We start from the raw sequence: 17,627 nt of genomic DNA on the forward strand, positions 1-17,627 counted from the left end.
AGTGGCGGCGCGAGAGGATCGGGATGGCAGGAGCGAACGACAAGACACGATCTCTGCGCGAGGGCCTGTTCGCCAAATACGTCGTCTCCCTCGTCGGCCTCGTCGTGTTCGTCCTCGCCGTCAACGGGGCGATGGAGACCTGGATCTCCTACCGCGCGACGCGGACACAGCTGACCGACGGCCTGGAGGACAAGGCGCAGGCAGCCGCCCGGCGCATCGAGCAGGCGATTTCCGAGCTCGACCGCCAGATCAGCTGGGTGACGCGCGCGAGCCAGGACACGCTGGAGAAGCGCCGCGCCGACTATGCCTCTCTGCTGCACCAGGTCTCGGTCGTCAACCAGCTGTTCCAGCTCAACGGCGACGGCCGCGAGGTGCTGCGCGTCTCCAGGCAATCGACCACGACCGGCGGCAATGCCGACCTCTCCCGCGACGTGCGCTTCACCGACGCCGTCGCCCGTGGCGTCACCTACGCGCCGGCCTGGTTCGCCGACCGGACGCCGTTGATGTCGATCTCGGTGGCGCATTCCGGCTTCAATGCCGGCGTCACCGTGGCCGAGATCGATCTCGGCTTCCTCTCCGACTTCCTGTCCGACGCGCAAGTAGGCAAGGCCGCCTTCGCCTATGTCGTCGATCCGCGCGGCCGCGTGCTGGCGACGTCATCGAAAGGGCCCGAGATCGGCCAGGACCTCTCCAAGCTGCCGCAGGTGGCAGCCGCGATCGCGCCCGGCCACGAAGCCGAGACGTCCGGGACCGACTTCAACGGCCATGCGGTGATGAGCGCCGCGAGCATCGTGCCGAAGCTCGGCTGGAGCGTGCTGTTCGAGCAACCGACCACGCAGGCCCTGATGCCGATCCGCGACCAGCTGGTGCGCATCGCGCTTCTGATCGGCATGGGCCTGATGGTCGCGATCCTCGCCGGCACGCTGCTCGCCCGCCGCATGATCATCCCGATCACGGCACTGCGCGACGGTGCCTACCGGCTCGGCGAAGGCGATTTCAGCCACCGCATCGACGTGCACACCTCCGACGAGCTGGAAGACCTCGCCGGGCAGTTCAACCGCATGGCCGACCAGATCCAGGAGACCTATTCGAACCTGGAGAGCAAGGTCGAGGAGCGCACCCGCGATCTCGCGCAGTCGATCCACGAGCTCAAGGTGCTGGAGGAGGTCGGCCGCGCGGTGGCCTCCTCGCTCGATCTCAACGCGGTGCTTGCGACCATCGCGGCCCGCGCGATCGAGATCACCCGTGCCGACGCGGTGCTGATCTACGGCTTCGACGCCGAGGCGCGCCGCTTCAACCTGGTCGAGGCCAACGGCATCGACAAATCCGCCGAGGGCGCGCATGTCACCATCGCCCAAGGCGGCAACATCCTGAGCGATGCCGCCGACAGCGGCGAGCCGATCGCGCTGGCCGAGCTCAGGCAGGCCGCCGAGCAGCCGCTGCGCGAGGCCGCGCTCGCGGCCGGCTTCAACTCGGTGCTGGTGGTGCCGCTGATCGACCAGCAGGGCACGCTGGGCTCGCTCGTGGTGCTGCGCCGCGCCACCGGGGCGTTCGCGCCCAGCATCATCGGCCTGATGCGCACCTTCGCCAACCAGGCCGTGCTGGCGATGCGCAATGCGCAGCTGTTCAGCGAGGTCGACCACAAGAGCCACGCGCTGGAGGCGGCGAACACGACCGTGCGCGCGCAAGCCGACAAGCTCCGCGAGCAGACCGAGCAGCTCAAGGACTGGAACAAGTCGCTGGAGGAGCGCGTGAAGACCCAGCTCGGCGAGATCGAGCGCATCCGCAAGCTCGAGCGTTTCCTGGCGCCGCAGGTGGCACAGCTGATCGCCTCCTCCGACAGCCCGGAGGGGCTGCTCACCAGCCAACGCCGCGAGGTCACGGTGGTGTTCTGCGACCTGCGCGGCTTCACCGCGTTCACGGAAGCTACCGAGCCGGAAGAAGCGATGAACGTGCTGCGCGAATATCACGCCGCGCTCGGCCAGCTGATCTTCAAGTACGAGGGCACGCTCGACAAATATGCCGGCGACGGCGTGATGATCCTGTTCAACGCGCCGATCCAGTTCGAGGACCACACCAAGCGCGCTGTGAAGATGGCGGTGGAGATGCGCGACACGATCGGCCCCCTGACCGAGCGCTGGCGCAACCGCGGTCATAGCCTCGGCTTCGGCATCGGCGTCGCGCTCGGCTATGCCACGCTCGGCCAGGTCGGCTTCGAGCAGCGGCTGGAATATGCCGCGATCGGCAGCGTCACCAACCTCGCCTCCCGCCTCTGCAGCGAGGCCAAGCCCAACCAGATCGTGGTCAGCCGCCGCGTCTACGGCATGGTCGAGCCATGGGTCGAAGCCCGCGCCCTCGACGATCTCCAGCTCAAGGGCTTCAATCACCCCGTGCTCGCGATGGAGATATTGAGCTGGCGCGAAGAGGTGGAGAACGTGTTGGATGCCACGGCGGTGCGGCGGAGGGGGTAGCCGAAACAAAACTGCGAAAACAACCCCATGCACAGTAGGCGGGCCTTTGGGATCAATGACTTACGGCAGGCTTCGCCCGCGTGCCGCGCGATTTGACACGTCGGGCAAAACACCGGCCGATTGGCAGCATCCTCAACGCCTCCCCGAACCACATCCCTGCTCCCCGCGACCAACCCTCGCCTCAACGGCGAGGCTGAATCCGGATGGAGACGAGCCGTGGCATTTCCGCTGCCTTCGCGTGCCTATGATTTGCAGATGCTGGACCGGCCCGCGGATCGGTCGCGCGACCAGGGCTGGGTGTTTGGGCTGCCGCCGGGCATTGCATCCGAGCAATGGCCGCTCGATCCCGTCACCGGCTATCCCTTGATGCACGGCTTCACGCTTCTGCTGCCGGAGGATTATCGGGTGCATGGCGATGACATCGTCGCATTGTCGTTCTTCGCCACGGCGCCCGATCACAACGACGGCGGCGCGCCCGACGATCCTGAGATTCGCGAGGCGGTGCTGGCACGGCCGGCGCATCCGCGCCTGTCGCGCATGACCGACATTCTCGACTACGCATATGCCGCGCTGCTCTTGACGAGGGCCGAATATGACGGCGCGTTCGCGACACCGCCGGCGCCGCTTGCGCTGGCAACAGTGGAGCGGCCGCGCTGGCTCGACGTCGGCGGCGCCAGCGCCTTCTTCGAGGCCGCGCCGGCTTACGCCAAGAAGATGTTTGCAACCCCGCCGCGCGCCGATCTCGGCGAGACGCGCGCGATCGCGCTGTCGCCGCGCGCTGATGATCCCAACGCCGGCAAGGGCCCGCAGGATGAGTACGTGCGCAAAAATCCGCCGACCGGGTATCAGCCATATTACTACTATGTCGGCGGCGCCCCTAGCCGCGACAATTTCCGCCTGCACGACTGGGCCAGGGATCACGCCCACAACCATCTCGGCGGCACCATGCGGCCGTGCCAAGCCGTGCCGGAGATGAGCCCGTTCTACATCGAGTTCGAGGAATATTTCGGCGGCTACAATTTCGGCGGCGGCAACGCGCAGCTGGATTTCAGGGATATGAAGTTCGACTGGGCGTGCGGGTGATCACGCCCCCCGCTTCGGCCCGATCGCCTCGAACCCGGCCTTTTGCTCGTGGCTTAGGTCGGCCTGGAAATCGTCGAGCGCGTCGCTGATCGCGCCGACGGCTTGCAGCATGGTCTGCAGCCGCGCCTTCACGGCGACGAGGCGGGCCTGCGGGGTTGCGGCGGGCTCGGTCGGACAGGCGCTGAGCGTCTGCATGGTGCGGAGCGTGGTGTCCTGCAGCACCTCGAAGCGGGCGCGGGCGACCTCATCGAGATGGAGCGTGGTGGCGATGTCGGCGGCGGGCCATTGCTGCTGGATCAGCTGCTCGTATTGGCGCTGGGCGTTCTCGTCGGAAAGAGGATCGTAGTCCGCCTGGCATGCCTTGGCCGCCTGCGCGTCCTTGGAAGCGTTCTTGTCAGCGTTCTTGCTCGCGTTCTTGATATCGTTCTTGTCAGCGTTTTTGGACTGATAGGACGCCAGCACGGCGCGACGCTCGCTGGCGAGGGCGTTGAGGCGGGCTTTCTGGTCGTCATTGAGCAGGCCGACGAATTTCGACAACGGCGCTTCCATGGTGTCTATGGCCTTGATCATGGCCTCGACACGCTCGTGCATCAGGCCGAGGCGCTCCGCCGCATTCGCAGGGGTTTGCGCCGGGCAGGCGGTGCGGATGGTGTCGCGCGCGGCAAGCCAGGCGGATGAGAGCTCGTCGAGCGCGGTGCGCTGAGCTTCGTTCGGTGCAACGGCGCTCGCGATGCGCTCGACCGGCAGGCCGCCGGTGTCGCTGGCCTCGCACAGCGTCTCCGCGGTCGGGACCTTTCGCGCGCGACGGCCTTGCGGCACGGTGTAGGCGGCAAGCTCGGTGGCGGCATAGGGTGTGAATAGCGCGGCATAGATGTCGCCGTAGCCGTAGAGCGAGAGGCTGGTGGTGTCGCCGAAGATGATCGCATTGGTGAGATCGTCATGCGCGAACGGCCAAAACACCGGGCCGACCCAGCCGTAGCTGCCATCGGGATGACGCCACCAGCCTTGCGGGCGGCGGCCGCCTTGCCAGCCCGCCAGCGCAGCCTGCGCCGTGAGGGCCGCACGCATCACGTAAGGGTTCGACAGCTGGCTGCGGTCGGCCCCGCGCGGGTCCTGCGACCTCAGCGCCGCGGAGCGGTAGCGGCCGCCGCGCACCGCCATGCGGGAATGGCGCAGGCGCGACAGGCCGATCACGTGGCCGACGGCGAAGCGCGCAACCCCGACCGGACCGCCGCGCAAGCCGAACTGCGCCTCGGCTCTGTCAGGCAGCAGCACTGCTGCAACCACCAGGATCGCGCCAGCCAGTGCCAATCCCATGCGTCCCGACATGATCGTTGACCTGACGACCAATTTGGCCAGGTCTTGTTTGGCCACGACTTGTTCGGCCACGTCTTGGCCCTCCCACCCGCGCCAAGTGCGCAATGCGTCGCATCACGAAGACGCGCGAGGGAACCGAATGTTCCAGAGAGACACAGGACAATGCGTCGCAACGCGCCGGCCGTGCCGTGTCACTCGGCCTTTTGCGGCATCACGAAGGTCTGGCCGGGATAGATCAGATTAGGGTTTTGGATCTTGTCGCGGTTGGCGTTGAAGATCACGGCATAGCGGGAACCGTCGCCGTAAGCGAGCCGGCTGAGCGCCCACAGGCTGTCGCCGCGGGCGATGATCCGGCTGCCGCCGGCCTCGGCCGGCGCGGCGGTGAGCGCCTCTGCCGGCGAGGCCGATGCGACCGCGGTGGCCGCCGGCGCATGCGCGAGAGTCCTTGGTTTAGGTGCTCCGATCAGTTTTGGCCGGGCCCCTTGCTTCTCAGGCACCGACGCCAGCCGCGGCGAGGGCGACGGCAGCGCGGCGACGACATCTGATTTGTCGTCGGGCTTCTCGGCCGGCTTGGCCTCCTGCTTCGCAACCGGCGGCGTGCGCACGGGCGGCGGCGCCGCCGCGGCGATGGTGACCGGCATGGTCCGGCCGGATTCGGTGACCGTGCCGTCCGGCGCCCTGGCGCGGAGCGTCAGGTCATACGAGCCGGCCGGCAGCTGCGGCGGGGTCATCACGAATTGGCCCGAGGCGTCGGCGACTACGCTGTCGAGCGGCTTGCCGTCGCGCATCAGCTCGACCCGCGCGCCCGGCGTGGCGCGGCCGGCAATCACCGCCGCCTCGCCGTGATCGTCGATGCGGGCGACGTCGAAACGGGGGCCGGCATCTGCAGCCGGCGCCGGCGGCTTGACCAGCACGAGGTCACCGAGCGCGGCCACCTGCTTCTGGGTCTCGGCCAGCGCGCCCGCCTTCGGCTCGGGTGCAGGCGGCGCGCTGTCGGCGAGCTTCGGCTGTTCCGGCTTCAGCTCTGGCTTGGACTCAGGCTTGAACTCGACCTTGGGCTCGACCTTGGCTTCAAGCTTGGGCTCGACCTTGGCTCCGGCCTGGGGTTCGACCTTGGCCTCCAGCTTGGCGGCGACGGTGACCTTCGGTCCATCAGGCAGCAGGCGGCGCAGCTCGGTCGGGCCGATCACCAGCGCGGTGCCGACCAGCGCGAGCAGACAGAAGGCAATGAAGGCCTTGGAGGCAGTGATCATCTGAAAAGGCCCTTAAGTGGCAAATCAGCCGAGGCCGGCAAGGTGCGCCGATTTGGCTGCCGCAGCAAGACTGCCGATAGGATTATGCTTCCATCCAGGCGCGCGGGATGAACCGGCGCGACCACGCGGATGTCCAATTATCAAGGCCGCCTGGCGGCATTCTTCAAGGGAATTCCTCCCGTGACCGTATTCTCCCGTGGCGCGCGATCGCTGGCGGTTGCTCTGACGCTGGCCGCAGCACCCGCCTTGGCCGCCCGCCGCCCGGCTTCACGCTCTCCGACGATGCCGATCTCGCCTTCACCTCCCCCGATGGCGCCACCGGGCTCGAGCAGTATATGAAGAGCGTCGCGGCGAAGGGGCTGGCGCATTGGAAATGCCGCTGACCTAGAGACCGGCAAGTTCGATGGGCCGGAGATGTTCGCCAAGACCAACGCGGAAGCCTTGAAGTGGGCAATCGAGCGCTGACATGCTGCGGTATTGCCGCGATCGCCTGTGCGATGGAACCAACCCTCTGATTCCATTCCGATTCACATTTTCCTAACCGTCAATGGTAACTGGGTCTTGTCGGTTTTGCTGCATCTTGCATCCCACGGGAGGGCTGGATGGGCGCATCGATCCGATGGACCGCGCGAACGCGCGCGTTGCTCCGCCGTTGGCGCGGAGCGCCGCTGACGTGGCTGATCGCCGGCGGCTTCGTGCTGATGCTTGCGACCGCCATCGGCACCGCGCTCACGGTCGACCGTTTCCGGCAGAATGCCATCGAGAGCGGCCGCGACAGCCTGGAAAACGCCGTCCGCATGCTCGCCCGGCATTTCGACCGGCAGTTCGAGGACTTTGCGGTGCTGCAGAAGAGCATCATCGCCGAGCTCGAGAGCCACGGCATCGAGTCCGCCGAAATCTTCCGCAGCGAGATGGGCACGCTCGCAGTGCACGAGGTGCTGCGCGCGAAAGCCAGCGGCTGGTCCGACGTCGCCGGCGCCAATGTGTTCGATTCCAGGGGCGTGCTGATCAACTCGTCGCGGCAATGGCCGGTCGCCGATATCTCGATCGCCGATCGCGGCTATTTCCATCGTCTCAAGGACGATCCGGCCGCGCAGGAGGAGGTGGAGGTCGTGCCCGGCCGGCTCGGCAACGGACCGGTGATCGTGTTCGCGCGGCGCGTCTCCGGCCCGCACGGCGAATTCTTCGGGCTTGTCTCGCGCGCGATCACGCCGGAGCAGCTCGAATCCTTCTTCGCCTCGACCGGGCTCGGCGAGGATTCCTCGATCGCGATGCACCACCAGAACGGCCAGCTGCTCGCCCGCATTCCACACGTCGAAGCGATGATCGGGCAGAACTTCCGCACCGGCACGCCGGAGCAAATGGCGGTGTTCGAGCGCACCTTCGTCACCACCCAGCTCGCAAGCCCGATCGACGGCAAGGACCGCATCGTCGCCTCGCGCCTGCTCACCGGCGAGCCGCTGGTCGTGGTCGCGACCAAGTCGTTCGATGCGACGCTGGCGACCTGGCGAACGCAGACGAAATTCTTCGTCACCATTGCCGCGCTGTCGATTGGCCTGTTGGTGCTCACGCTCTTTCTGATCTTCCGCCAGGTGACGCATCGCCTGTCGCTCGAGAAGCAGCGGCTCGACACCGCGATGAACACGATGACGCAGGGCCTTTTGATGTTCGATCAGGACGAGCGGCTGATCGTCTGCAATCGCCGCTACGTCGAGATGTACGGGCTCTCGGCCGCTGTGGTGAAGCCCGGCGTCCACTTCCGCGACGTGATCCGGCACCGCCGGGACACCGGCTCGTTCGAGGGCGACGTCGAGGCCTATTGCGACGACATCCTGAGCAATAGCGGCCGCACCAAGAGCGCGATCGTCGAAACCGCCGACGGCCGCCTGATCGAGATCAAGAACCAGCCGGCCGCTGCCGGCGGCTGGCTCGCCACCCATGAGGACGTCACCGAGCGCATCCGCGCCGACGAGCGCATCGCCCATCTGGCGCATTACGACGCGCTCACCGATCTGCCCAACCGCGTGCTGCTGCGCGGGCATTTGGAACGCCGCGTCGCCGAGCTCGCTCAGGGCAAGCCGTTCGCGATCCTCTATATCGACGTCGACGAGTTCAAGGGCGTCAACGACTCGCTCGGACACGAGGTCGGCGACGAGTTGCTGCGCCAGGTGGCGAACCGCCTGCGCGCCTGCGTCAGCGGCAACGACATGGTCGCGCGGCTGGGCGGCGACGAATTCGCCATCGTCAAGGCCGGCACCTCCGATCCGGCCGAGCTGACGGCACTGGCGGAAACCATCCTCAAGGCATTGCGCGCGCCGGTGGATTGCAGGGGACAGGAGATTCCGACCGATGCCAGCATCGGCATCACCATCGCGCCCGACCACGGCGACAATCTCGACGATCTGCTCAAGCGCGCCGATCTGGCGATGTATGCGGCGAAGTCGCAGGGACGCCGCACCTTCCGCCTGTTCGTGCCCGAATACGACGCCAAGGTGCGGCAGCGCCGCCAGCTCGAGCTCGATCTGCGCCAGGCGCTCGCACGCGGCGAGTTCGAGGTGCACTACCAGCCGCTTGTCGACCTCACCGCCAATGTCGTCACCGGCTGCGAGGCGTTGCTGCGCTGGCGCCATCCCGAGCGCGGCATGGTTTCGCCGGCGGAGTTCATCCCGGTCGCCGAAGACACCGGCCTGATCGGCGAGATCGGAGAATGGGTGCTGAAGCAGGCCTGCGTTGAGGCAGCCTCGTGGCCGGGACGGATTCACATCGCGGTCAACGTCTCGCCGGTCCAGTTCCGCTCGCGCACGCTGGCGCTCAAGGTCGCCGCCGCCCTCGCGGAGTCCGGGCTCGCGCCGGGACGGCTCGAGCTGGAGATCACCGAGACGGTGCTGATCCGCGACGACGAGGAGGCGCTGGCGATCCTGCAGCAGCTGCGCGAGCTCGGCGTGCGCATCGCGCTCGACGATTTCGGCACCGGCTATTCCTCGCTCAGCTATCTGCACCGCTTCCCGTTCGACAAGATCAAGATCGACCGCAGCTTCATCAGCGACATCGGTCAGTCCGAGGACTCCTCGCCAATCGTGCAGGCCGTGGTGCACATGGCCGCCGCGCGCCATATGGCGACCACCGCGGAAGGTGTCGAGACCGAAGCGCAAGCCGAGGTGCTGCGCCAGCTCGGCTGCAGCCAGATGCAGGGCTGGCTGTTCAGCCCGGCGGTACCGGCGGCGAAGCTGAAGCAGCTGCTGGCGGCGCAGGCGGTCGCGGCCTAGCCGGCGACGCCACGTCTGCCCGGATGTCCGCTGCGAGGAGAGCGGCGCCGCTGAGTGTTTGGTTCGACGTCGTGCGGCGATTTGACAATCAGCGACCGACAGCTATCAATTCATTGAATTCTGCGCACCTGGCTCGTCGAAGTGGTGAGCCGCCGATCCGCCTTATTTTCGAGAGGGCGGGCGAGAAACGCTCAAATACCGATGGTTTGCCTTCATTGGCCGCCGCAACGAAGAGTCGCATCGAGTCCCAATCCAAGCGCAAACCACCGGCATTTTGGAGCCGTTCAGCGCAATTTGAACCAGGGATTTCTGCATGCCGAATGATGAGTCGAGGACGGGGACGGAGCGTCTGAGACACTGGCTTGAAAGCGTTGGGCTCAGCCAATACACGGAGCTCTTCGTCCGCCATCGCATCGATCTCGACATCCTGCCCCACCTGACCGAGTCGGATCTGGCACAGATTGGACTGCCGCTCGGAGACCGCAAGCGGCTTCAGCGTACAACGGCGTCCCTTTCCGGAATGGCCGCGCCAGCCGCGGGCTACACATTGCCCGCTACGGCAATCGTTGCGGAACGTCGCCAGCTCACCACGATGTTCTGCGACATGGTCGATTCCACCGCGCTCTCCGCACAGTTCGATCCCGAGGACGTGCGTGACATGATCGCGAGCTTTCGCGAAACCTGCGTCGGTGTGGTCAAACACTATGAAGGATTTGCCGCCCGCTTCGTCGGCGACGGCATCCTGGTCTATTTCGGCTACCCGAAAGCGCATGAGGACGATGCCGAGCGAGCGGTGCGGGCTGGTCTCGAGATCGTGCGGACATTGTCGACCGCGCCTGCGATCGAGCCGCTGGGTGCGCTCAGCCATGCGCCCGCCGTCCGGATCGGCATCGCGACGGGACTGGTGGTCGTGGGCGACTTGGTCGGCCAGGGGACCGAGGAGCGCGATTCCGCGGTCGGCGAGACCGTCAATCTGGCGGCGCGATTGCAGGGCCTGGCGCCACCGAACGGGGTGGTCATCTCGTCGTCGACGCAGTCGCTGTTGAAGGGAAAGTTCGACTATCGCAATCTCGGGGTCCATGCACTCAAGGGCATAGCCGGAAGAACACAGGCGTGGCATGTGGTTCGGCCGTCGCGCGTGGAGACCCGCTTTGCCGCAGCCATCGGCTCCCGGCTGACGCCACTCGTCAATCGCCACGACGAGATCACGGTTCTGCTCGGCCGCTGGGAGCAGGCCAAGGCGGGCGACGGCCAGGTCGTGGTGCTGTTCGGGGAGCCGGGCATTGGCAAGTCGCGCATCGTCCAGGAAATCTTCGTGCGGATCGCGGGGGATCGGCACGGGCATGTCTCGTTCCAGTGTTCGCCCTACTATAGCTCGACGGCGTTCCATCCCTTCATCGAGCAGCTCAAATTTGCCTTGGGCCTCGACCGCGACGATGCTTCGGCCTCGTCTCTGTCGAGTCTCGAGCGGACCGTTGCGGCCGCGCATGGCGACATCGAGCAGATGACGCCGCTCTTTGCGGCGCTGCTGTCGATCCCGACCGGAGGTCGCTATCCTCCGCTCGATCTGTCGCCGCAGCAGCAAAAGGACGCCATCGTCTCCGCCCTCATCAATCATCTCCTGGGCCTCGCGCACGATCAGCCGCTGGTGATCGCCTTCGAGGACGCCCATTGGATCGATCCGACATCCCGGGAGGTCATCGATCTGCTGGTGGAGCGGGTCCAGTACACGCCCATTCTCGTCGTCATCACTTGCCGTTCCGAATTCAAGCCGAGCTGGAGCGCTCACTCTCACATCACGACGCTGGTGCTGAACAGGCTGAGCCGGCAGCAGCGGACGACCTTGGTCGAGCGGGTTGCCGGCAGCCGCAAAATGCCGAAGGAAATCGTCGAGGACATCATCGTCAAGACCGACGGCGTGCCGCTGTTCGTCGAGGAGCTGACCAAAGCCGTTCTCGAAAGCGACCTTCTGACCGAGGAACGGGGAAACTATGTGCTCTCCGGTTCGTGGCGACCGCTGGCCATCCCGGCGACGCTGATGGATTCGCTGATGGCACGTCTGGATCGGCTGGGCCCGTTCAAGCGGGTCGCACAGATCGGAGCCACCATCGGCCGGCAGTTCTCCTACGAGATGCTGAACGCTGTCGCCTCCGTACCAGCCGACCAGATCGAGGCGGCGCTCGATCGCCTGGAGGAGGCAGGGCTGATCGTCCAGCTGGGTCATCCGCCGGATGCGCTCTACTCGTTCAAGCACGTGATGATCCAGGATGCAGCGCATGCGAGCCTGTTGCGCAGCGAGAGGAGACGGCTCCACGCGCGGATCGCGTCGGTGCTGACTCAGAACTATCCGGAAAAGACCGAGCGCGAGCCGGAGCTTCTCGCCTATCATCTGACCGAATCCGATCAAAGCCAGCCGGCGGCAGCTTCCTGGATCAAGGCCGGCAGGCACGCCGCAAGGTTGGGAGCCTATTTGGAAGCGATCGGCCATCTGCGCCGTGGCCTAGCGGTCGTCCTCGGCAGTCCCGAGATGCCCGACCGCGATGAAATGGAGCTGGAGCTTCGCATTGCGCTGGGTAACGCGCTGATCGCTGCCAAAGGTTACGGCACACAGGAGGTGGAAGACAATTTTGCCCGAGGCCTCGAGCTCGGACGGCAGCTCGATGATGAAGACAAGGTGCTTGCGGCGATAAGAGGGCTTTGGATGCACCACTTCATTCGGGCTGACCTGACCAAGGCACACGGTCTGAGTGCCGCACTCCTGAAATTCGCCAAACGGGAACGTCCGAGCGAGTTGCTGTCGAAGCAGACCCTGTACCTCGTGGAGGCCCACAGGTCGATCGCGGCGACCATGCTTTACCGCGGGCGGTTTCTGGCGGCGCAACATCATCTTCGTCGCTCCATCCAACTCGATGATCCGGCTCTGCATCGCGGTTCGGCGGAAAGGCTCCTCAATCCAGGCGTCATGTCGATGTCGTACCTCGGATACCTGCTATGGTTCCTGGGCCAGCCCGACACCGCGCGGCAGCACAGCGAGCAGGCGATTTCCGATGCCGAGCAAATGCGCCATCCTTTTACGCTGGCATTCGCGCAAGTGTTTGGCGCATACCTTTGTCAGCATCTGCGCGACGTCACGGGCACCAGAGATTATGCCAGCCGCGCGATGACCATTTCATCGCAACACGGCTTTCTGCATTGGAAGCAACAGGCCACCATTCTGCATGGATGGGCGCTGACTGAGCTCGGGGACATGGATGCAGGTCTGAGCGAAATGCGCACGGGCGTCGAGGGTTATGAGGCGCAGAATTCCTGGCTCGCCAGTTGCTGGTTCAGATGCCTCCTCGCGCAAGGCTATGCGAGGGCCGGTCTGTCGGAAGCGGCCTTGCGCGCGCTCGATGGTGCCTTGACGGTCGCGAAGAGGACGGGCGATCACTTCTATCTGGCGGAGATCTACCGCCTGCAAGGGGAGTTCATCCGGGCCCATGCCGGACCAGCGGCCGACTCCGAGGAGTTGTTCGTGCAGTCGCTGGAAGTCGCGCGCGGACAGAATGCCCGCTCCTGGGAGCTGCGGACAGCCGTCAGCCTGGCCCGCCTCTGGCGAGATTCCGACAAGCTTGAGCAGGCGGTGGACCTGCTTGTGCCTGTTGTCGGCAGGCTCCGTGAAGGGCTCGTCACGCCAGACGTGAAAGAAGCCATGGCGCTAGCAAACGAGCTCGATATGCTGTCATCCAGAGATCAGCCATGGATCGCGCGAATCAATTCGATCCGACAGTGCCCGTGACCGGCATCGACATGCGACAGCGCACGCCGCCGGGTTCGAAGGCGAGATCGAACTCGCCGCCGAGGTCCGCCTCGACACAGCGCTCCATCAGCCGCGTGCCGAAGCCGCGGCGCACGGGCGGCATGACTTTCGGGCCTCCTGTTTCCACCCATTCATAGTCGAGGATGGTGCCGTGCCCGCCATTCCGCAGGGTCCATCGCATCGAGAGCGTCCCATCCGGCGCCGACAAGGCACCGTACTTGGTCGCATTGGTCAGGAGTTCGTTGAGAACCATCGTAAAGCTGAGCGCCGAGCGCGCATTGAGCGCGACGTGTGGACCTTCCATCCTGATCCGGCCATCCTCGGCCACGGGCGCCGTGATGTCCTCGACGAGCCGCTGGAGCGGCGCGTCCTGCCACTTGCGCTCGGTCAAGAGATCATGCGCACGGGAGAGCGCCAGCAACCGTCCCTCGAAGGTTCGCTTGAAGTCGTCCAGGCTGCTGGTATGGCGCGCGGTCTGGCTGGCAAGCGATTGCACCGTGGCCAGGGTATTCTTGACGCGATGATTGAGCTCGTCGATCAGAAGCGCTTGCGCCACTTCCGCGCGCTTGCGTTCGGTGATGTCGACCAGCATGTTGACCGCACCGATCATCCTGCCGTCGGAATCGTAGAGCGGCGTCGGATAGGGAATGAACGGTACGCGCGTGCCGTCCGGTCGCTCCGCGACAGCTTCCACGCCGCGCACGGGCCGTCCTTCCCGGAGCGCGATCGCCATCGGACATTGGTCGTGCGGCAGGGGCGTGCCGTCCGGCCAATAGAGCTTCCAGGTCACGCACCATTCGTCGCCGGGCAGCGGCGTGCGCCCGGCCATCTCGACGGCGGTCTTGTTGTAGAAAGTGATGCGACCTTTTGCGTCGGTTGTGTAGAGCGCGGCGGGCAGCGCCTCGAGCAGATCGCGCATATGCTGCTCGCTCTCGCGGATCCGATCCTGTAAACGCTTGGCTTCGGTGACGTCGTGACTGACGCGAACGCCGTAACGGAAGCGGCCCGCGCTGTCCCTGACTGAAGAGCTGAAAATCTCAAGATAACGCACGCTGCCGTCGGGGCGCAGGGCGCGCTTGCGATAGGTATAGCTGGGAATCTCGCCACGCACCTGTTGCTCGTAGAGCGCAAGGTCCGCGGCGCAATCGTCGGGATGGGTGTAATCGGAAAAGCTCATCGCCAGCAGATCTTCACGGGATCGCCCGGTGATCTCGCTCAGGTAATCGTTGACCCGGAGCAGCCGCCCATGTTCATCCGCCTCGGCGATGCCGACGCTGGCGGCCTGGTAGGTTGCAGCGAGGCGAGTCTCGCTCGCCTCGCGCGCCAGCTCGGCCACGTGCAGCTCGGTGACGTCAGTCGTGAAGCAGCGCGTGCTGACGAACTTGCCGTCCTCGACACGACTGTTCGAGGTGATCAGTACGTGCTTGATCGAGCCATCCTTCGCGCGCAGGCGGGCGGGATAGCGGTCGAGCCTTTCGCCACAGGACAGCCGGTGAAGAATGTCGCCGATGATGGGGGCGTCCGCGTGAAATTCGGCCACGTGGTGACCGATATATTCTTCGGCGCTGTAGCCCAGCAGATCGAGCTCGGCCTGATTGGCCCGGCGAATGATGCCATCGCCACCCACGATGTGGAGCCCAACCGCACTGTTCTCGAAGAAGTCCTCGAGATCCTTGGTCTTCGCGCGGACCTCTTGTTCGATCTTCTTGCGATCTGAAACATCCTGAAAGCAGTTGATTGCGCCCTGGATGCGGCCGGCATGATCGCGCAGGGGACGGATGTTCACGAGCGCGGTGATCTGCGAGCCGTCAGGTCGTTCGACCGTGACCTCCGTGTTGCGTGTAGGGAGCCCGAGCCGGATCGCCGTGGCCATCGGGCACTCGGAATGGGGAAGCAGGGTACCGTCCATCTTGTAGAGACGGTGCGACCCGCAGAACTTCTCGACCGAGCCAAGCTCGGGAGTCCTTCCCCACAATTCCGCGGCTGCGCCATTATAGGTCACGATCCAGCCTTCGCTATCGCAGACATAGACGGCGCCGGGGATGGCCTCGAGCGCTGCAGGAGCCGCGGTCACGAGGGCCTCGAATTCAGTCAGCTTGCGGGCAGAAAGCGGAAATTCTTCGACATTCGACATACTTAGCCCCGACGTGCCGCAGGCGGGCGCCTACGCAATGAGCTTGAACGCATGGAAGCCCGGAGCGTTCCAAGGCCTGCCAACTGCTGGTTGAGACCTGGCGGCGCCGAGTGCGGCTCCTCGGCAATCGGGTCGAGGTGCCCGACGACACCGTCATCACCGAGCCCAACCGCGCCGGGCGCACCATGGTCTGGCCTTATTACGTCAACGGCCGTCCCATGATCCGCTGCTTCATGCCCGGCAGCATGACGTGAACCGGGACGCGCCTGGAAAGGGCGGCACGCTCACATCTGCCGTCTGGCGGCCTGCACTTCGACGAATTCGGAATCGGGGTGGCTGACGATCGTGGCGACCCAGATGCCGCTGATGATCAGCGACCAGGCGGTGTTCCAACAGATCCAAAACACGAGCCAGCCTCCCTTTCCCTCTCTCACGCCCCGAGCTAACGGCAGAACGATGCCGCCGTTCCCGGCGCGGGGCCTGCCGCGAGGGGGGCGCAAGGTACTATTTTGGTTTGGTCGGCGGCGCCGCCCGATCGGTTTGGCCGGTGTGGCGCTTTGCCACGACGTCCGCATCGCGCTCGCCCTCGTGCGGGCGCGGCGGAAGCTCGGGCTGGCCGGCTTGACCGCCATGCTTGCCGCCCATGTCGGGCTTGCCTTCGAGATCGTTTGCGCGGGACATGTCGGTTCAATGCGTTCGCAGCGCATTGGTTCGCGACAGCATCGGCCGTTTTCGCCCTGTGAACGGCCTCATAGAACCGCCGCTCTTTGCGGTGCAGGATCGCTGACGCGGCCCTTGGCCTCGCGGCTTGCACCGATGGATTGGCCTGATGCGAAAACGACTCATCCTCTGGACCCTCATGACCTCCGCCCTGGTCGCGATCACCGTGTGGACCATGCTCGGGCCGCCGGACCAGCCGTCCGGGTTGCGTCTGCCCTCCCGAACCGCAGCGGCGCGCTGACCCGGCATCCCGCGACCGATACGATTTCGGCATCGATCGATCCCCATTGGATTTTGGTGCGGCGGCGCTCCGCCCGCTATGCTCGCGGCCAAAACGACAATGCCGTGAGCCGGCCTTCAGGAGGAGCCCATGTCGAGACCGATGTCGAGACCGATCCGACGCATCGCATCGCGCGCGCCACGCGCTGCGATCGCCGCCGCCCTGCTCGCTTCGCTTACCCTCATTTCTGGAGTCCGTGCCGGTATGGCCGAAACCTTCGCCTATGTCGGCAACGCCGACAGCAACGACATCAGCGTGTTCAAGATGAGCGAGAGCGGCGAGATGACGCTCGTGCAGACGGCCGCCTTCAAGGGCGTCGAAAAGCCGGGCTCCTCGACACCGCTCGCGATCACGCCCGATCACCGCACGCTGATTGCCGGAATCCGATCGCAGCCCACTCTCGCGGTGAGCTTTGCGATCGATCCCAAGACGGGCGAGCTCAGCCATCTCGGCAACGGACCGCTCGCGGACAGCATGGCGCATATCGCCATCGACCGCAGCGGCAAGTTCCTGTTCAGCGCCTCCTATGGCGGCAACAAGGTCGCGCTGAATCCGCTGCTTGGCAACGGCGTCGCAGGCGAGCCCAAGCAGGTGATCCCGACCGGGCTGAACGCCCACGCCTTCCTGCCATCGCCCGACAACCGCTTCGCATTCGCGACCAATCTCGGCTCCGATCAGGTGTTGGCCTTCGCATTCGATGCCACGGCCGGCACGCTGACGCCGAACGATCCGCCGGCGTACAAGGTGCCGGAAAAATCGGGGCCGCGGCACTTCGTGTTTCATCCCGGCGGCAAGTTCGTCTATCTCCTCCATGAGCTGAACGGCGATGTCGCGGCCTTCACTTATGAAGCCAGGAGCGGCGCGTGGGACGAGATCCAGCGCACCACCGCGCTGCCGGAAGGGTTTTCGGGAAAAGAGCCTAATAAGAAGCCTTGGGCGGCCGACATCCACATCACGCCGGACGGCCGCTTCCTCTACGCTTCCGAGCGCACCACCAGCACGCTCACCGCCTACAGGGTCGATGGCCCGAGCGGCAAGCTGACCAAAATCGGCAGCGTGCCGACCGAGAAGCAACCACGCGGCTTTCAGGTTGATCCCACCGGCCGCTATCTCGCCGCGGTCGGCGAGCTCTCCGATAGCATGACGGTCTATGCCATCGACCAGGGCAGCGGTGCGCTGGCCAAGCTGAAATCCTACCCCACCGGCAAGAGGCCGAACTGGGTCGAGTTCCTGAACCTGCCGTGAGGGGCCGTCGCCGACCTACGTAATCATCCGTAATTTGCGAGGCGCCAGCTTGGCGTCAT

The 17,627-nt window shown here is 65.5% G+C and carries 13 protein-coding genes; 8 read left to right on the forward strand and 5 right to left on the reverse strand.

All coding sequences use genetic code 11. The annotated features are described in order from the left end of the window. Positions 1–23: 23 nt before the first annotated feature. A complete protein-coding gene (locus ACVWYQ_RS21655; protein ID WP_456726363.1) occupies positions 24–2,471 on the forward strand; it encodes an adenylate/guanylate cyclase domain-containing protein in 2,448 nt (815 codons plus the stop codon). 216 nt (positions 2,472–2,687) lie between these two features. After that, complete coding sequence (locus tag ACVWYQ_RS21660; protein ID WP_456726364.1) at positions 2,688–3,554, forward strand: hypothetical protein; 867 nt, start codon at positions 2,688–2,690, stop codon at positions 3,552–3,554. On the opposite strand, the gene ACVWYQ_RS21665 is transcribed toward ACVWYQ_RS21660, so the two are convergent. Together ACVWYQ_RS21665 and ACVWYQ_RS21670 are read right to left on the reverse strand one after the other, a co-directional pair. After that, entirely contained in the window at positions 3,555–4,883 is a 1,329-nt protein-coding gene (locus ACVWYQ_RS21665) for a Spy/CpxP family protein refolding chaperone (protein WP_456726365.1), read from the reverse strand. Positions 4,884–5,062: 179 nt separating this feature from the next. Further along, positions 5,063–6,124, reverse strand: a complete 1,062-nt coding sequence (locus tag ACVWYQ_RS21670; RefSeq protein ID WP_456726366.1) for a LysM peptidoglycan-binding domain-containing protein — start codon at positions 6,122–6,124, stop codon at positions 5,063–5,065. Positions 6,125–6,231: 107 nt separating this feature from the next. Between ACVWYQ_RS21670 and ACVWYQ_RS21675 the strand changes: the two genes are divergently transcribed. The 3 genes from ACVWYQ_RS21675 to ACVWYQ_RS21685 all read left to right on the forward strand — a co-directional run bounded on the left by ACVWYQ_RS21675 (position 6,232) and on the right by ACVWYQ_RS21685 (position 13,168). Further along, positions 6,232–6,507, forward strand: coding sequence for a hypothetical protein (locus ACVWYQ_RS21675; RefSeq protein WP_456726367.1), 276 nt, complete (start codon positions 6,232–6,234; stop codon positions 6,505–6,507). 219 nt (positions 6,508–6,726) lie between these two features. Next, on the forward strand, positions 6,727–9,390 hold the full coding sequence (locus ACVWYQ_RS21680) for a bifunctional diguanylate cyclase/phosphodiesterase (protein WP_456726368.1): 2,664 nt from the start codon (positions 6,727–6,729) through the stop codon (positions 9,388–9,390). Positions 9,391–9,703: 313 nt separating this feature from the next. Continuing rightward, positions 9,704–13,168 carry an ATP-binding protein gene (locus ACVWYQ_RS21685; protein WP_456726369.1) on the forward strand — a complete coding sequence of 1,155 codons (3,465 nt, stop codon included), beginning with the start codon at positions 9,704–9,706 and terminating at the stop codon, positions 13,166–13,168. Here ACVWYQ_RS21685 and ACVWYQ_RS21690 read toward each other — a convergent pair. Then, a complete protein-coding gene (locus ACVWYQ_RS21690; protein ID WP_271539797.1) occupies positions 13,143–15,323 on the reverse strand; it encodes a PAS domain-containing sensor histidine kinase in 2,181 nt (726 codons plus the stop codon). The two genes, ACVWYQ_RS21685 and ACVWYQ_RS21690, sit on opposite strands and share 26 nt — an antisense overlap. A 110-nt stretch (positions 15,324–15,433) precedes the next feature. Here ACVWYQ_RS21690 and ACVWYQ_RS21695 point away from each other — a divergent pair, with 110 nt between their 5' ends. Next, positions 15,434–15,577, forward strand: coding sequence for a hypothetical protein (locus ACVWYQ_RS21695; RefSeq protein ID WP_157287223.1), 144 nt, complete (start codon positions 15,434–15,436; stop codon positions 15,575–15,577). Between the two features lie 30 nt (positions 15,578–15,607). On the opposite strand, the gene ACVWYQ_RS21700 is transcribed toward ACVWYQ_RS21695, so the two are convergent. After that, entirely contained in the window at positions 15,608–15,730 is a 123-nt protein-coding gene (locus ACVWYQ_RS21700) for a hypothetical protein (RefSeq protein ID WP_256375387.1), read from the reverse strand. Positions 15,731–15,827: 97 nt separating this feature from the next. Beyond that, positions 15,828–16,004 carry a hypothetical protein gene (locus ACVWYQ_RS21705; protein WP_404654380.1) on the reverse strand — a complete coding sequence of 59 codons (177 nt, stop codon included), beginning with the start codon at positions 16,002–16,004 and terminating at the stop codon, positions 15,828–15,830. A gap of 148 nt (positions 16,005–16,152) precedes the next feature. On the opposite strand from ACVWYQ_RS21705, the gene ACVWYQ_RS21710 reads away from it, so the two are divergent. Beyond that, a complete protein-coding gene (locus tag ACVWYQ_RS21710) occupies positions 16,153–16,284 on the forward strand; it encodes a hypothetical protein (RefSeq protein ID WP_260345447.1) in 132 nt (43 codons plus the stop codon). Between the two features lie 141 nt (positions 16,285–16,425). Further along, positions 16,426–17,568: a lactonase family protein gene (locus ACVWYQ_RS21715; protein WP_404655756.1), complete on the forward strand. Its 1,143-nt coding sequence runs from the start codon at positions 16,426–16,428 to the stop codon at positions 17,566–17,568. The last annotated feature ends 59 nt before the right edge of the window (positions 17,569–17,627 follow it).

The sequence above is a fragment of the Bradyrhizobium sp. USDA 3397 genome (genome assembly GCF_054060965.1).

Coding starts and splice junctions, on each gene's coding strand:
- ACVWYQ_RS21710 (WP_260345447.1), top strand. CDS start 16,153: ATGCGAAAACGACTCATCCTCTGGACCCTCATGACCTCCGCCCTGGTC.
- ACVWYQ_RS21655 (WP_456726363.1), top strand. CDS start 24: ATGGCAGGAGCGAACGACAAGACACGATCTCTGCGCGAGGGCCTGTTC.
- ACVWYQ_RS21665 (WP_456726365.1), bottom strand. CDS start 4,883: ATGTCGGGACGCATGGGATTGGCACTGGCTGGCGCGATCCTGGTGGTT.
- ACVWYQ_RS21685 (WP_456726369.1), top strand. CDS start 9,704: ATGCCGAATGATGAGTCGAGGACGGGGACGGAGCGTCTGAGACACTGG.
- ACVWYQ_RS21690 (WP_271539797.1), bottom strand. CDS start 15,323: ATGTCGAATGTCGAAGAATTTCCGCTTTCTGCCCGCAAGCTGACTGAA.
- ACVWYQ_RS21705 (WP_404654380.1), bottom strand. CDS start 16,004: ATGTCCCGCGCAAACGATCTCGAAGGCAAGCCCGACATGGGCGGCAAG.
- ACVWYQ_RS21670 (WP_456726366.1), bottom strand. CDS start 6,124: ATGATCACTGCCTCCAAGGCCTTCATTGCCTTCTGTCTGCTCGCGCTG.
- ACVWYQ_RS21715 (WP_404655756.1), top strand. CDS start 16,426: ATGTCGAGACCGATCCGACGCATCGCATCGCGCGCGCCACGCGCTGCG.
- ACVWYQ_RS21680 (WP_456726368.1), top strand. CDS start 6,727: ATGGGCGCATCGATCCGATGGACCGCGCGAACGCGCGCGTTGCTCCGC.
- ACVWYQ_RS21675 (WP_456726367.1), top strand. CDS start 6,232: ATGAACCGGCGCGACCACGCGGATGTCCAATTATCAAGGCCGCCTGGC.